This window comes from Psychrobacter sp. Ps2 (assembly GCF_022129405.1).
GTDB lineage: Bacteria > Pseudomonadota > Gammaproteobacteria > Pseudomonadales > Moraxellaceae > Psychrobacter.
This window is the reverse complement of sequence record NZ_JADQAM010000061.1, coordinates 544864-561961: the sequence shown is the minus strand read 5'-3', so window position 1 is coordinate 561961 and position 17098 is coordinate 544864. Positions and strand designations below refer to the sequence as shown.

14 protein-coding genes are annotated in these 17098 nt (G+C 37.2%); all 14 read left to right on the top strand.

Annotated elements, in window-relative coordinates; all coding sequences use genetic code 11:
• The first annotated feature begins 184 nt into the window (after positions 1-184).
• Positions 185-1276 carry a polysaccharide biosynthesis/export family protein gene (locus I3254_RS13960; RefSeq protein WP_238053264.1) on the top strand — a complete coding sequence of 364 codons (1092 nt, stop codon included), beginning with the start codon at positions 185-187 and terminating at the stop codon, positions 1274-1276.
• 198 nt (positions 1277-1474) lie between these two features.
• Entirely contained in the window at positions 1475-3736 is a 2262-nt protein-coding gene (locus I3254_RS13955) for a polysaccharide biosynthesis tyrosine autokinase (protein WP_238053263.1), read from the top strand.
• Positions 3737-3794: 58 nt separating this feature from the next.
• A complete protein-coding gene (locus tag I3254_RS13950; protein WP_238053262.1) occupies positions 3795-5792 on the top strand; it encodes a nucleoside-diphosphate sugar epimerase/dehydratase in 1998 nt (665 codons plus the stop codon).
• A gap of 197 nt (positions 5793-5989) precedes the next feature.
• Complete coding sequence (locus I3254_RS13945; protein WP_238053261.1) at positions 5990-7258, top strand: oligosaccharide flippase family protein; 1269 nt, start codon at positions 5990-5992, stop codon at positions 7256-7258.
• Positions 7259-7283: 25 nt separating this feature from the next.
• Complete coding sequence (locus I3254_RS13940; RefSeq protein WP_238053260.1) at positions 7284-8171, top strand: ATP-grasp fold amidoligase family protein; 888 nt, start codon at positions 7284-7286, stop codon at positions 8169-8171.
• Positions 8172-8407: 236 nt separating this feature from the next.
• On the top strand, positions 8408-9283 hold the full coding sequence (locus tag I3254_RS13935; protein ID WP_238053259.1) for a glycosyltransferase: 876 nt from the start codon (positions 8408-8410) through the stop codon (positions 9281-9283).
• Positions 9280-10260, top strand: coding sequence for a glycosyltransferase family 2 protein (locus tag I3254_RS13930; RefSeq protein ID WP_238053258.1), 981 nt, complete (start codon positions 9280-9282; stop codon positions 10258-10260). The genes I3254_RS13935 and I3254_RS13930 overlap by 4 nt, the downstream gene beginning before the upstream one ends.
• 4 nt (positions 10261-10264) lie before the next feature.
• Entirely contained in the window at positions 10265-11305 is a 1041-nt protein-coding gene (locus I3254_RS13925; protein WP_238053257.1) for an EpsG family protein, read from the top strand.
• Entirely contained in the window at positions 11305-12198 is an 894-nt protein-coding gene (locus I3254_RS13920; protein WP_238053256.1) for a glycosyltransferase family 2 protein, read from the top strand. Before I3254_RS13925 ends, I3254_RS13920 begins: the two co-directional genes overlap by 1 nt.
• Positions 12195-13325: a glycosyltransferase family 4 protein gene (locus I3254_RS13915; protein ID WP_238053255.1), complete on the top strand. Its 1131-nt coding sequence runs from the start codon at positions 12195-12197 to the stop codon at positions 13323-13325. Before I3254_RS13920 ends, I3254_RS13915 begins: the two co-directional genes overlap by 4 nt.
• Entirely contained in the window at positions 13326-13937 is a 612-nt protein-coding gene (locus I3254_RS13910; protein ID WP_238053254.1) for a sugar transferase, read from the top strand. It begins immediately after the preceding gene.
• A gap of 144 nt (positions 13938-14081) precedes the next feature.
• Positions 14082-15281 carry a DegT/DnrJ/EryC1/StrS aminotransferase family protein gene (locus I3254_RS13905; RefSeq protein ID WP_238053253.1) on the top strand — a complete coding sequence of 400 codons (1200 nt, stop codon included), beginning with the start codon at positions 14082-14084 and terminating at the stop codon, positions 15279-15281.
• Positions 15282-15559: 278 nt separating this feature from the next.
• Positions 15560-16438, top strand: coding sequence for a bifunctional methylenetetrahydrofolate dehydrogenase/methenyltetrahydrofolate cyclohydrolase FolD (gene folD, locus I3254_RS13900; RefSeq protein WP_238053252.1), 879 nt, complete (start codon positions 15560-15562; stop codon positions 16436-16438).
• 99 nt (positions 16439-16537) lie between these two features.
• Positions 16538-17056: a phosphate-starvation-inducible PsiE family protein gene (locus I3254_RS13895; protein ID WP_057759021.1), complete on the top strand. Its 519-nt coding sequence runs from the start codon at positions 16538-16540 to the stop codon at positions 17054-17056.
• Positions 17057-17098: the final 42 nt, after the last annotated feature.

Below are 17098 nucleotides of genomic sequence, written 5' to 3'. Positions count from 1 at the left end.
GCCGCAAATAAAGGGCTTGATGAGAAATTGCAAAATAGTCACTTAATTATTTTATGGCAGGTTATATGTATTGCACTGAATATAGTTTAGGTGTATATTTATTAAATATACTCTTTTTTACGAATATAGACATTGTGGTGAGGTTTCCTGGTTTGATTCACAAATATAAATATGAGTAACTGTTATGGTTGATAAATATTTCATTTTTGTACACAAACGCTTCTTGGTAATGAGCATATTTTGCTTATTTCTGATGGGGTTGTTTAGTGGCTGTACGATCAACTCAGGACTTCAGTCAGGAAATCTTCCTGAATCTGGCACCTTTACCGCAGAAAACGGCCTTCAATTTCATATTCAGCCTTTAAGTCTGGCAACTTTACCGCGTACAGCGCCGCCTACTGTTACGCAAGACCTCTCTCATTTGATCAAAACCTCTGGACGAGTCAATTACGGCATTGCGAAAGGGGACATGCTGAATATCATCCTTACCAATTATCCGGATATTAATGCGTCAACTGCTAGCTTAACGGTAGATCAACAAGGGTATATACAGTTTCCATTGATAGGTAGAGTTCAAGCCAGTGGGTTGAGCGTGCCGCAGTTCACCGCTACGTTGCAAAGCAAACTACAGCGCTATCTCAAGTACTCAGATCCTCAAGTCAAAATCATCAATTACCGTGGCAGCAAGTTTTTCGTAGATGGTGCGGTGAAGCAGTCTGGTGAGTTTGCTATTGCTGATGTGCCAGTGTCGGTATATGGCGCTATTTCTATGGCAGGTGGTACTACCGAGACTGGGGATTCAAATAACATTGTGCTAAATCGTCAGGGCAACAGCTATCGCTTAGGAGTGCAATCACTACATAAAATGGGCCTGTCTGCCAATCAAATCTATCTGCGGGATGGTGACTCTATTCACGTCAATAACCAAAGCCGCAATAAGGTCTACGTATTGGGTGAATTTGGCAAAATTGAGCCAGTGGCGATTCCAGAACAAGGGCTAAGCTTAGCGCATGTATTGGGCGAGTCAAATGGACTAAATTCCAATACGGCTAATGCAGCCAAAGTATATATCGTGCGCGACAACCCTCAGTACCAGTACACCAATATCTATTACGTCGACATGCAGAGCATCACAAGCTTGGCACTAGCCAGTCGCTTTGACATGCAAGCCAATGACATTCTTTATGTAGATCCAACAGGCTTGGCTCGCTGGAATCGTGTGATTAGCGCGATACTACCATCAACCTCTGCCATCAACGTGATATCAGGGTTATAAATGATGGCTAGTGAAAATACTGGATGTGCTTTGAATTTCGATACTGAGATTAAGTGAGATAAGAATAGGAAGTAGAGTGATAGATTTTATAAGGTGCGATAAGGCAGAGAGCAATCTAACTGCAATCAAGGGCAGTTAGGGTCTTGGAGCTACACGAAAGCTATTAAGCGATTAACATTGAATAATGGGTATATGGTTATGAATAATATAGATTCAAAAGACCTATCGACACCTAAGGGTGACAACGACAATGACAACATCGACTTAACGGCGCTGGTTTTGGTTTTGTTGCGTGGCTGGAAAGTCATAGCGCTCATGGCAGCAATCGGACTCTTAATAGGATTTTTTTATACACGCTATATTAATCCAACCTTCAAGTCTGATGCGCTAATCCAAATTGAAGAAAACTCCCAAGGAGTCGATGCGCTTGGGGCGAATATCTCAGAGTTGGTCGGAGAAGAAGTGAGCAAGGCTGAGGCAGAAGCCGAGCTCATACGGTCTCGGATGATACTAGAGCCAGTCGTCGATATGCTACATCTAGACATCAAACTGACCGATCCTAATATTGGCTATCTCGATAAAATAACAAACGACCGCATTAACACTCAGTTGAACACGAATGATGGTGTGTCTCTGAGCACAAAAAACGGTTCCGTACAAATCAATCAGTTCGATGTGTCACCAGCGTATTTAAACCAATCTTTTACGCTATCACAGTCTGACACAGGGTTTGTCCTGAGCAATGGACTAGATGATTTTAAAGGACAATTGGGTCAGCCGCATCAGTTCAATGGGGTAAACGGTGAGATTAACATTACGGTGACTGAGCTACCTGCAGACGGTTACCCTATTGGCATCACTCAGCAGACCTTAAAGACCACGACAGATGCAATGAATAGCGCCTTGTCTGTGGAAGAAAAAGGCGATAAAACCAACATTATTCAGCTGTCGATGACAGGCACAAACCAACAGCAAATCACGACCACACTTGATCAGATAGTCCAGTCATATATCGATCAAAACCAATCTCGTGGTACGGAAGAAACGACCAAAACATTGGCTTTTATGGAGACGCAGATTCCAGCGTTAAAAGAGAAATTAGACACCTCTGAAGCTCAGTTCAATGAGTTTCGTAAAAAACACGGCACCATCGATGTAGGTAAAGAAGCTGAGCTATTACTAAATGAAAAGTCTCGAATCGATGAGCAGCTTAATGATCTCAAATTAAAGAGAGCCGATCTAACGACTTACTATACCAATGAACACCCACTCGTCATCCAGATCAATGAGCAACTAAAAGTCCTCAACAGTCGAATAGGAGCGATAGGTAGCACCGTCGCAGGACTGCCTGAAATACAGCGAGAGTTCTTAAAGCTATCAGAAGATACAGCTATCAATAGAGAGATTTACCTCACGCTGCTCAAAAACTATGAGCAACTAAAAATCGTTAGAGCTGGTCAGGTTGGTTATGCCCGTATTCTAGACCGACCGACCAGTACCTTCGACGCCATTGCACCAAACAAATTCCAAATTATGCTGTTGGCGCTACTCGTAGGTACTGTACTTGGGGTAATGCTGGTTCTAATCAGAAACTTAATTAGAAATGTCGTGAAGGACCCAGAGCATCTAGAGTCTAAAACGGGAATTCCTGTCATTGCAACGATTCCACGTTCGACCTCGATATCTAAGCTAGGTAGGAACAAAAAAAATACTGGTCGGATGCTTGCTCACGTTGATCACAATGGCTTGAGTTATGAAGCAATTAAAAATTTAAGGACAAACCTTTTATTCGGTAAGACGACGAAGACAATAGATGAGAAATCCGCTCAGACCATATTAATCACTGGAGAAAGCCCGGGTGTCGGTAAGTCTTTTATTACGGCTAATTTATCTGAGGTATTTGCACAGCTTGACAAAAAAGTGCTGATTATCGATGGAGATATGCGTTTAGGGGAGCTGCACAAAATGTTTGGTATGAATCCAGACAGTGGTCTCACAGATTACTTACTGCAAGATAAAGATAGCTCTCTATCAGATAATGAGCCTCGGTTAGATATTGACATGGCTAAGTTAAACTTTGAAAGCTTTATTCAGCCGACTGGTATGGAGCATATCGACCTTATATCGCGGGGACGACCATCGCATAATCCGACTTCGTTATTGATAGGAGAGAGGTTCAATCATTTGATGGTAGCGCTCAAAACGAAGTACGACTATATCGTTATTGATGCACCTCCTATATTGGCTGCATCAGACGCCATGGTATTGGCACAGCACGCAGACAAAGTACTGATCGTCACCAAATTTGATCATTCAGTAGAAGGTCAGCTGGTCTATGCCATTAAACAGATGAGTAAAGCAAACGTACAAGTCGATGGCATCATCTTAAATGACATACAGCAAAGTATTTTGAATAGGTACAGCTATCACTACCATTATGCTTATGGACACAATTCGTAGTTAGCTACTGTTCATTGTCCATGGCAAACGAGCGACATAACTTAAGTAGGTGGATCTTATGTTTATAAAAACAGAGTCTAACAATGCTTATCAAACGCCAAGTGACCTCAATCGATGGTCGAGGCGTATGACGCTGTTTTTATTAGCTTTACCACGCTTTGCTAAATGCTCTATCTTATTTGGTATCGATTTTTCAGTTGCTGTCCTTTGCTTGGTAGCGGCATTGGAATTGCGTCAGGGTTATGTCGATGATCAAATCGGTCTTACGGTATTAGCTTTTTATGCATTGATACCTGTCGTCAGCTTATATCTGATTGGCTTTTATAGAGGTGCTTCTAGAGGATTTTTCGATGCTGCGATGGGTCGAGTACTACAGTTGTTTTTATTACTTATTATCGTTTATCAGTTCATCATTTATGTGAACCCAGTGTCAACGATGCCGCGCTCAGCGCCAATCATATTTTTGTTCTTATTCTTTATTTGGTTGTGGAACAGTCGGCTAATGATTCGCGGGTTGCTGAATCGACTACAGAAACCAGACAATCAAAGTAGCCTAGATAGTTGCTGCGATAATGTGATTATTTATGGCGCAGGATCGGCTGGTAGAGAGCTATTAGAGAGCTTGAGACATTCTCATAAATACAATGTAGTGGCATATATCGATGATGATCCGCAGCTAATAGGGGCTTATCTACATGGTAAAAAAATATATGCTGCTCATGCGTTACCTTGGTTAATAGAAAAATTAAATGTCGCGCAAGTGATTTTGGCAATACCTTCTATGAGCCGTGGTCGTAAAAAACAGATTATGGATAGCCTGTCAGGCGTTTCTGTCAAATTAAAAGATTTACCGAGCTTACGAGAGCTTGCTGATGAGATCGTAACAGTCAGCCATATACGGCCAGTCGATATATTAGATGTGCTTGAAAGAGAGACTGTCGAACCAGTTGCTGAGTTACTGCAAAAAAACATTACCGGTAAGAATGTTCTTGTCACAGGTGCAGGTGGTTCTATTGGTAGTGAGCTATGTCGACAAATAATGAAAAACAAACCCTTATGTCTAGTGTTATATGAACAATCTGAGTATGCCTTATATACGATAGATCAAGAGCTCAGAAAGCAAAAAGCAGATGATAGCGAGTACCAAAATATTGAGATCATCAGTATCATTGGGAGCGTGGCAAACGAAAAAAAATTGATCAATATATTCGAAAAATACCATATAAAAACGATTTATCACGCTGCTGCATATAAACATGTACCGATTGTCGAGTCCAATCCATTTGAAGGCACGATTAATAATACCAAAGGCACCTACCATTGTGCTTGTGCCGCGATAAAGGCTCACGTTGATACGTTTGTACTGATCTCTACTGACAAAGCAGTGCGACCAACCAACGTGATGGGAGCTTCCAAACGCTTAGCTGAACTCGTCTGCCAAGGACTGAGCCAAAGCAACAGTCATACATGTTTTAGTATGGTGCGTTTCGGCAACGTTTTGGGTTCATCAGGCTCTGTGGTACCACTATTCACCAAACAAATTGAACAAGGTGGTCCGATTACCATCACCCATCCAGACATCACGCGCTACTTTATGACCATACCGGAAGCAGCCAGTTTGGTGATTCAGGCAGGGGCCATGGCGTTCGGTGGTGAAGTATTTGTACTTGATATGGGTGCACCCGTCAAAATCGTGGATCTCGCCAAACGTATGATTCGTCTAACAGGGTGCGAGCTAAAAGATGCGAGCAATCCTAATGGTGATATCGAAATTGTGTTTACTGGATTGAGACCAGGTGAAAAGCTCTATGAAGAGTTAATCATTGGTGCTGACAACATAGAGACCACGTTTCATCCACTCATTATGCAAGCAATGGAGCATAGCTTTCCTTTGGAAGACATCGAGAAAATTTTGTTTGAATCTATAGAAAGAGCGAAACAGCAAGATATCCTCTGGCTAAAAACGCAGTTTAGATCTTTTGTCGAAGGATACCGCGAGGGACCAAATACTGAGATCGAAAAGGTAGATATAGAAATAATTGATGAGGTCGGTTGAAAGAGTGTTTCGCACTATTTTTAAAGTCCTTATAGATTTTTGAGTTATCAAACTGGGTATACACCATGGTATCCGAAGTGTTTTTATCGATACAGAGCTATTAATAACAACATAGGAAATAAAATAGTTAAAATCAAATAATTGGTTTATTGTAATGGTCATTTAAACTCTTTGCTAAAAGTTACTGGGCTATAAAAATGTCTATTGATAAAAAAATATTTTATAACTCAGCTTGGATGATGCTAGAAAAATTCCTTGGTATTTTCGGACTAATCTTCGTTAATTCTTATATGGCTAAATATATAGGTCCAGAAAGTTTTGGAAAGTTAGCATTTGCTATGTCTATTTTTGTATTTGTACAGACTTTTTCTTGGTTTGGAGCTGAGAACGTATTATTTAAACGCTTAAGTGAAAATGTAAATTCTGGTGTAAAGCTATCATTAGCCTCACAGTATTTGAGACGGGTCCTTTTTGTTATTTCATCTATAGGATGTTTACTATATCTGTGGTTATCTGCAGATACTTTAACCTTTATATTTGGTTTAGGAAATTGTATCGCAAGCTATTTTATCGTTAGTGATATTTATTCAATATACAACAATAGCCAGTTAGCCTCATATGTAAACGCTTTAACCAATATATTAGGCCTTAGTTTAGCGTTGCTTTTAAGATTCATGTTAGTCTTTTTTGAAGCTGAACATTACAGTATGGTTTTCCCTATTATAGTTATAGCTTTAGTGCCTTATATGATTAGAAAGTGGTACTTTCAATATGTCGGTAAGCACTCTTCTAAAATAAAAGTAAGTAAAAAGTATAATAAATATATGTTGATGACTGGTGGTAGTTTAGTACTATCCACATTATCAATTACGCTCTACACACAGATATCTAATATATTTTTAGCTGAGTACACTTCTTTCAGCTCTTTAGGAATATATAATGTGGCGCTCATGATTGGTGGTGCATGGGGCTTTATAAGTATAGCTCTGATTACTAGTTATTTTTCAAAGATATATTCAACTAAAAGCAATGGTGAAGAGATTCAACTATTAAGACAGATTCATTTGATAGCAGTTGGAGTTGGGATAGGCTGTCTATTGGCTGTAAGTTTAATTGGAAAGTGGTTTATAGAGTTGCTATATGGCTCTGATTATATTAAAGCTGCAAGTTTCTTACCGTTGATAGTCATTGGTACGATATTATCTACGCTAGGAACTATTAGTTATCGATATATGATTAAGTATAGTGGTTATAAATACTTATCTATAAAAATGTTTATAGTGAGTTTGTTGAGTGTGCCACTATCTTATTTTTTAATTAAAGCATATGGAGCTATGGGTGCAGCAATATGTTTTATTATAATTGAGTTTTTATCTTTAACAGTTGGGAATTATTTTTTTAGAAAGGGTTTGGTTTTGAAAGTGCATTTATCCATATTTAAGTTAAATAACAGGAATCCTATTTAATATTAGGGATATTAAGGGTGGTGAAATGAATTTCTCGATTAAATTTTATATTGAAAATACATGGTTATATGCGATTAACTGCTTGAATGCAATATCGCCTACTTACGCAACAAAAATATTACACTATAGAACTACCAAAGATTTTTTAAATCTTAAAAAACCTGTAACTTTTAATGAAAAGCTGCAGTGGCTAAAGTTGTATTGGAATGATCCACTTATTTCTATCTGTGCAGATAAATATGAAATATATAACTATGTAAAGTTAAATAGTAATCCTAAGATACTTAACAATCTTCTAAGCGTATATGATAGTGCTGATCAGATTATATGGGAGGAGTTACCTAAAAAGTTTGCATTAAAATGTACACATGGGTCTGGATATAATATTGTTACTAACAATAAGTCCGAACTTAATCAGTTAGAGGTTATTGAGAAGCTAAATAAATGGATGAAAGAGAAATTTGGTAGATATAGTCTAGAACCGCATTATGATAAAATAAAACCAAGAATTATACTAGAAGAGTATATAGAAAGTAGCCAGGGATTTTTACCAATTGACTATAAAATATACTGTTTTAATGGAGTAGCTAAACTAGTATTAATTTGTTCTGAGCGGGAAAATGATATAAAGTTTGACTGTTTTGACTTAGAATGGAATAGACTAAGTATTATGAATAAGAAATATGAAAGTAATATAGAAATAAAAAGACCGGATTGTTTTGATGAGATGATTCAACATGCAAACCTATTAGCTAAACCTTTTCCTTTTGTCAGAGTTGATTTTTATGATAAGGATGGTTCAGTAATCTTAGGGGAGATGACTTTTACTCCAGCAGCTAATATGGATGTAGATTATACTGATTATGGTCAAAAATACTTAGGTGATTTATTAACTCTTCCTAAAAAAATATAATATTATAGTTATATACATTAATAAATTTTTTTACTAAACTGAAACAAGTGATTGCGTAAAAAGGTTTAGTATAAAAATATTAATACTAGATTTTGGTTATGTTGAACTATTTAATAATATATAGATTATTATGAAAAAATTAAAAATAAGGTGAAATATTCTACCTACTAACAGACTAATGATTAAATTGATGTAAAAAACCCTGTATTTATAGGGTGTTTATTTGGAGAAGGTTAATGAACATATTTAATGATCTTAATCCCTTAGTAACTGTTTATATTCCAACATATAATCGAGTTGATCTACTGGAAAGAGCAGTAACATCTGTCCTTAAACAAACTTATATCAATTTGGAAATTATAATAGTAGATGATTGTTCGATAGATGATACACATGATTATTTAGAAGAATTAGCTAAAAGAGAAAAACGTGTGCGTTATTTTATACAAGAAAAAAATTCAGGATCTTGTGCTAGTCGTAATATTGCTATTAAAAATGCAAAGGGGTTTTTTATTACAGGGCTAGATGATGATGATTATTTTGAAGAAAGCAGAATAGAGGAATTTATTAGTAAATGGAAGAAAAAATCTATAAACACTAAGGTTTTATATAGCTTGTACGGTAGGGAGAATGAAAAAAACCCTAGCAAAGCAAAGCGTATTTTCAAAAGAATGTTTTTCAAGAAAAAAGTTGATTCTAAGGATTTATTGTATTTTTTTTACACAGGTAACCAGATTTTTACTGAAACTAAGCTACTTCAAGATAATTTATTTGATGTAAGTTTGCCAGCTTGGCAAGATTTTGAATGCTTTTATAGGTTGTTAGATAATTATGATTGTAATGCGGAATTAATATATAAAAAAAACTATATTGTAGATACAAGTCATGAGTATGAAAGGATTTCAACTAAGGGTCTATACAATATTAAAAAGGCTTTTGCACTATTCAAAGAAAAACACAAGTTGAATAATACTGAATCGAAACTACTGTACTGCCACTTATACAACTATCCTGATATTAAAATATCAAAAATTATTATTCTAAGAAGATTTTTCTACAAAGCTTCCATTTTGGATATTAAGAGATTGGTAAATATTAAGGTTGCTAAATGAATGCCACGATTTCTGTTATTATGCCAGCTTATAATGCTGAAAAAACTATTGAATTAGCAATTAAAAGTATACTGAATCAAACATATAGGAATTTTGAATTAATAATTTGTGATGATGGATCCAATGATAATACTGTTAATATTATTAAAAACATAAAAGATAAAAGAATTAGGTTAATAATTAATGATGAAAATATAGGTAATTTGCAAACTACTAACAAATTATTTTCATTATGTACAGGGGAGTATATAGCGATACAAGACGCAGATGATTACTCGTTAAAGGAGCGATTTGAAAAGCAGATTGAAGTTATTTGTAAAGATAACGCTGATTTAGTAGGTACACAAGTAGGGATGTGGTTTGAAAATTCGATAGTTAGTACCACTAACCATCCTGAAAAAAACAAAGATATAATGAGAATTATGTATAGCTCCCGTACTATTCCTATTATCTGGGGAAGTGTTTTATTTAAAAAATCAATTTACGAGTCTATTGGGGGGTTTGATAGTATATTTAATAGAATAGGTGCAGCTGATTGTAACTGGTTGCATAGAGCAAGTTTCAATAGTAGGTTTTATAACTTGCAAGATACACTTTATTTATATAGACAGCACATTGATAGTTTTACAAAGAAAAAAAACGATTTTAGTATAGCTAAGCTTTATAGTGAAGAAATTGCATTTGATATATTTGAATTTTTCAAAAACACTAGGGATTATAGTTTTTACAATTCTAGTAAAATATTTATAGAAAGGGTTGATTTTTATAGGATTCAGTTCTCAAAAGATCAAAAAAAATTAGCTAATATATATTATAGCAACTTAATATTTAAAAAAATAAATTTTTATGATTATATGAAGAAAATAGTTGGGCTTAAAGCTCCACTGATAATAAAGTTTAGATTCTTTTTTCAAGGGTTGCTAATTAACTCTCTTGGAATTGAAAAAATTCAAAAAATAAAAAAAATGATGAGATAATCTAATGCTTCCATACCTGTTGGTTCCTGGCCTTGTTATCTTTTGGGTCGTACTGGAGAAGAAATCTCTCAACCGTACGTCTTTTTGGTTGCCTTTGATTGCCTTGACACTATTTGCAGGTGTTCGTAGCTATTGGGTTGGTACCGATACAGTGAACTATACGAGGAACTTCAACAATCGACTGCAGCCTGAGTATTTCAGGTTTAATGAAGACATTGAATATGGTTATCAGCTACTAGAGTATTGGCTGTTGCATGTGACGGCTAACTATTTTTGGTTACTTTTTATTACCAGCTTTGTCATTGTATATTGTTATCTAAGTATTATTAAAAAATATAGCGTAAATTATTGGTTTTCTATTTTTCTATTCATTACATTGGGTGTCTATACCTTTTCTTTTAATGGATTGCGTCAGGGGATAGCAATGGCAATGTTTACTTTGGCCACTCCTTATCTCTTAGAAAAAAGGCTTTTTCCTTATCTGCTGGTATGTGCTATTGGATCATTATTCCATGTAACTGCTTTATTTATCATTCCATTTTATTTCATCGTAAATTTAAGGGTAAGACCCGCATATAAGATAATAGCGACATTTTTCGGATCACTGCTCGTTAGTAGATTATTAGTATCTTATATTTCGTCGACTAATGATCGATACGAAGACTATGCAAAAGTATCTGAAGAGTCAGGAGGGTTTTTAACTCTTGGTTTTTATACCGTACTTATGCTTTTAATAATTATTGCCAGTTATGTATATAAAATTAAAGATAAGAATTTTCAGAAACTACTTACTTTTTACGCATCAGGTGTGGCTTCTGTCATACCGTTAGCGATGTTAGGTACGAATGCTTCAGGTCCACAAAGGCTCCTTTCCTATTTTACATGGACGCTAATTTTAATATTACCTGTGGTTTTAAAGAAAATAAATAATATTTACATTTATATAATTAGTGTATTTATTTTTATCATATATTTCATATTGAGTACATCGAGATTTAGTGATTTGAGTCCATATGTCATCAACCCGATATTTAAGGTTTTCTAATGAGCGATTCTGTTTATATAACTGTTGGAATTCCATTCTATAATGCTGAAAAGTACTTAGAAGATGCTATTTGCTCAGTAATAGCTCAAACACATAAAAAATGGGAATTGATACTTATAAATGATGGGTCAAATGACAAATCATTGGATATTGCAGTTAAGTATAGTCTGGTGGATAAACGCATAAGAGTAATATCAGATGGAGTGAATAAAAAACTTCCCAACCGTTTAAATCAAATTATACAAGAATCTAATTATGACTTTATCGCACGTATGGATGCTGATGATTTAATGAGCAATGATAGATTAGAAAAACAGTTGAAAATTTTAAAAAATAACAAAGAAATTGATTTCGTAACGACTGGTTGTTTAACGATTGGTAAGGATAATGAATTAACAGGGGTGTCTGAAGGCAGAGACTATCAGATGAGTGCAGCAAATATTTTAGAAGGAGTTACTAATATATTGCACGCTTCTTTACTTGCTCGTAAAAATTGGTATATAAGGAATCAGTATAATGAAACCATTGTCCAAGCAGAGGATTTTGATCTATGGTTGCAAGCTGCAAAAAATAATGACTTAAATTATATAGTAATTAAAGATCCCTTGTATTGGTATAGGGTCGTAGAAAACGTAACCATAGAAAAAATTGTGAATGGTTATAATGCGCAGATTGAAATAATTAATAATAACTATGATGGCGTTATATTTTATATAAGTAAATATAAAATAATAAAAAAATTCAAAATAAAGAAAGTAATTGTAAAATCTCTCGATACTATGGGTTTGTTAAAAATATTACTTAAACGTAGGTCTAATAGGTATAACAAAGAACAGTTAGACTACTATAATGATCATTTTACCAAAATACAAAGCGTAAGAGTTCAAGGATGAAAATAGTCATTTTAGGCACCATTGCTTATAGTCTTTATGGCTTTCGCGCTGATCTAATCAAAGCGTTGGTCAAGCAGCAACATACTGTCTATGCCTTTACCTCTGAATATACCCAAGAGGAATTAAAGAAGATAGAAGTTTTAGGTGCTATCCCAATGACCTACAATTTAAATCGAGGTGGCCTGAATCCTTTATCTGATATAAGAGCAACTTATCACCTATCCAAAGTTATCAAAGAGATATCACCAGATATCGTATTCTCTTACTTTTCTAAGCCAGTTATTTTTGGAACATTGGCAGCAAAAATGGCAAAAATTCCGCAAGTTGTAGGTATGCTTGAAGGGTTAGGTTACTGTTTTACAGACCAACCCGAAGGTCTTAGCAAAAAAGTGAAAGTTATCAAAGCGATTCAAATTATGCTATATAGAGTGGTTCTACCTCAGATAGATACGCTCATATTTTTAAATGCTGATGATCCTAATGATTTGTTGAGGAAGTACAAAATACGAGCAAAGCAGGTAGAAATTTTAGGCGGGATTGGTTTGAGTTTGAGTCAGTACGAGTATCAGCCTATAGCAACTATTCAAAAGCCTATTAAATTTTTATTTATTGGTCGCTTATTGAAAGAAAAAGGTGTCCATGATCTTATTTCCGCTATAAAAATAGTAAAGAAAATATATCCTGAAGCATATTTCACTATTTTAGGAGAGATAGATGCTTCTAATATGGGTGCATTGCAGAAATCAGAGTTAGATGAGTTGATTGCATCGAACATCGTAAACTATCCTGGTCATGTTGATAATGTAAAAGACTGGATTGCAAATCATCATGTATTTGTACTGCCGTCTTATCGTGAAGGTGTGCCGCGCAGCACTCAAGAAGCGATGGCAATTGGAAGACCTATTATCACTACTGATGTACCTGGTTGCCGTGAGACGGTTATTGATGGAGTAAATGGGTTTTTAGTAGAAAAATGGAACCCAAAAGCTTTGGCAGAGAAGATGATTTATTTTATAGAACATCCTGAACAGATTAAAAAGATGGGTGATGAAAGCTACAAGCTAGCACAAGAGAAATTTGATGCAGATAAAGTCAATAAACGACTAATAAATATGTTGGGTTTATAAATGATAAAACGACTGTTTGACATTGTAGGTGCAACGACAGCGTTAGTAGTACTGTCTCCTGTCTATGCTGCAACTGCATACAATGTGAGTAAAAATCTTGGCGCGCCTGTTCTATTTCGTCAGATTCGTCCAGGTCTATATGGTAAGCCATTTGAGATGATAAAGTTTCGCTCAATGAAGGATGATATAGATACAGATGGCAATCCTTTGGAAGATGGCGCGCGATTGACATCGTTTGGTAAAGCGCTGCGTAACACCAGCCTTGATGAGTTGCCCGAGCTTTGGAATGTCATAAAAGGTGATATGAGTCTAGTGGGCCCGCGACCATTATTGATGGAGTATCTACCCTTATATAATGATGAACAAGCGCGCCGACACGACGTCCGCCCAGGTATTACAGGGTATGCTCAAGTTAATGGTCGCAATGCTATTGGATGGGCTGAGAGGTTTGCACTTGATACATGGTATGTGGACAATCAGTCGCTGTGGCTGGATATCAAGATTTTATTTAAAACAGTGGAAAAGGTCATTATCAAAGATGGCATTAGTGCTGAGGGAGAAGCGACTATGAGTAAATTCACGGGCAATAGTATTAATGAAGAAATGCTTTAAAAGTACTCTTTGGTGATAGCAATACAGCTAATTAAAAAAGTTGTGTATCAAGAAAGTCATGATAGATAGTAAGGTTAACAACATAGTGAGCAGTTTATCGTAGAGCGTGACACAACATTAGACATAAGTACCATAGAGGAACATATGCTAAATACCCCTTTTTCACCTTGGCCAAAATTCACGCAGCATGAAGCCGACGCTGTCAGTCGAGTGCTACTATCTAACAAAGTCAATTATTGGACAGGCGAAGAATGTCGTCAGTTTGAGCGAGAGTTTGCTGACTGGACAGGTAGTAAGTACGCAATAGCATTGGGTAATGGCACCTTGGCATTGGATGTCACGTTACAAGCACTCGATATAGGTGCAGGTGATGAGGTCATTGTCACACCGCGTACCTTTATTGCTAGTATCTCATCAATCGTTAATGCAGGTGCGACCCCCATCTTTGCAGATGTCGATGAAGCAACTGGCAATATCACCGCTGAAACCATCACAGCTGTACTGAGTGATAAAACCAAAGGTATCGTGTGCGTCCATCTGGCTGGCTGGCCATGCGATATGGACAGCATTATGGCACTGGCAGATGAGCATGACTTATATGTTATTGAAGACTGCGCGCAAGCTCATGGCGCACGATATAAAGGGCGAAGCGTGGGCAGTATTGGTCATATTGGGGCATGGAGTTTTTGCCAAGATAAGATTATGACCACAGGAGGTGAGGGTGGTATGGTCACCACTGATAGCGAACTGCTATGGCGAAAAATGTGGGCGTATAAGGATCATGGTAAGAGCTATGCTGCAGTCTATGAAACGGAGCAATCACCTGGCTACAACTGGCTCCATGAGAGCTTTGGCACCAATTGGCGTATGACTGAGATGCAAGGCGTTCTAGGACGTATTCAACTGGAAAAAATGAGTGAATGGACAGCCAAACGGACCACTAATGCGCAAGCCATACTAGAGGCCTGTAGCAAGTGGGAGTCCAAAGGCTACCTTTGTGTGCCGAGACTAGAGCATTTCGAGCAGTTCTCCAATACGAACCATGCTTACTACAAATTATATGTCTATGTGCAGTCCGATAATCTACCTGATGGCTGGACACGTGACCGCATTATTGAAGCAATTAACAATCAAGGTGTACCGTGCTTCTCTGGATCTGCGTCAGAAGTCTATTTGGAGAAGGCCTTTGATAATACAGGGTTGCGTCCAAGTATTAGATTGCCAATGGCGAAGAAGCTAGGAGAGAGTAGTCTGATGTTTCTAGTGCATCCTACGCTTACGGCGGCTGAAATTGAACTGACGATGCGGGCGATCGATAGTGTATTTGGTTCGATGGTCGAATAAAATGGCAATGAATGATTATTTTTAGAAATTTACTTTGTGGTCGATGCTACTCTTACTAAAAGCATAAGGTACATTTGCCTATATATAAGCAATACTGTTTAATTGACTTATTATGAAAATTTATCAGTGCGCAGGCTTTATCTTACGCTAGGATTTTGTAGCGTACACAGGTACAATATTACTCTTAGTCAAAGATTGACGAAGCAAAGGACAGGCATGCAAAGTATTTGCGCGCGCTGTCTTTATTTTTTTATATCGTACCCTCTATTGGAGTTACTATGTCTACTGCCCAAGAATCCGCTACCGTTTTGGACGGCAAAGCACTTGCCAAACAAATAGAACAGGATCTGCGCACGCGCGTAGATACGATTAAGGAAAAGACTGGCCGCACCCCAAGCTTAGCGACGATATTGGTTGGTGACGATCCAGCCTCCGCCACTTATGTTCGTATGAAAGGCAACGCCTGTAAGCGTGTTGGCATGGACTCTATACGCGTTGAGATGCCGAGTGCCACGACCACTGAGCAGCTCATGGCAAAAATAGATGAGTTAAATAGCAATCCAGATGTACACGGCATTTTGCTACAGCATCCGGTTCCTGAGCATATTGATGAGCGTGCTTGTTTTGAGCAGATTGACTTAGCAAAAGACGTCGATGGTGTGACTTGTCTTGGTTTTGGTCGTATGGCGATGCAGCAGTCAGCTTATGGCTCATGCACACCGCAGGGCATTATGCATTTGTTAGAGCATTATAATATCGAGCTATCAGGTAAAGAAGCCGTAGTCGTAGGACGTAGTGCTATCTTAGGTAAGCCAATGGCGATGATGCTATTGAATGCCAACTGTACAGTGACTATCTGCCATTCAAGAACTCAAGATTTGGCAGCGCATATCAAGCGTGCAGATATCGTGGTTGGTGCCGTAGGCGTACCTGAGCTTATTAAAGCGGAGTGGATCAAATCAGGAGCGGTTGTCGTTGATGCAGGTTTCCATCCAACAGATGATGGCGGTGTTGGTGATATCGAAATGAAAGGCATGGAAAACATTGCCAGCGCTTATACGCCAGTACCAGGCGGCGTTGGACCGATGACTATCAACACGCTTATTCGCCAAACGGTCGATGCTGCTGAAAAATCAGCGGGTTTGAATAAAGGCTAAAAAAATAGTCATACGAATACTGATTGCCGATATATAAGGGGCCTGAGGTAACATAGACTCAGGCTAAATCAACCACATTTCAGTTGATAGGACCTAAACATGGCTAAAAAAAACGTAGGTGTTCATGAGCGACTACAAAGTATTGGTAGAGAGTTTGTCGATGTCTGTCATTACGTTATTTTATTTCTAATCAGTGTGGTTGTCGTTTGGACTGCAGGTAAAGAGTTTATTTATATTGTCCAAAAGGGTTCAGCGGATCTAAAAGACATATTGATGTTATTTATTTACCTTGAGCTATTGGCTATGATAGGTATCTACTTTAAAACCCACCGACTGCCAGTACAGTTTTTGATATTTATTGCCATAACGGCCTTGTCACGACATTTGGTGGTTGATGTGCAGGCTGTTTCAGACTATTTCCATTTATGGCTGCTAGCGACAATTTCCGTGGCCATCATGCTACTAAGCGGCTCTATTGTAATCTTGACTTGGACAGCAAAAACGTTTGGTCGCCCAGAAGACAATCTCGATAAACAACATGCAAACCTAACGGTTAAAGCATTGTTGCCTGATAATGCTCAAGCGCCTGATAGCCATACTAAGCATCGCCGTGAATAATTAGATAGCAATACAGAAAGATAGCAACATAAAAAAAGAGCG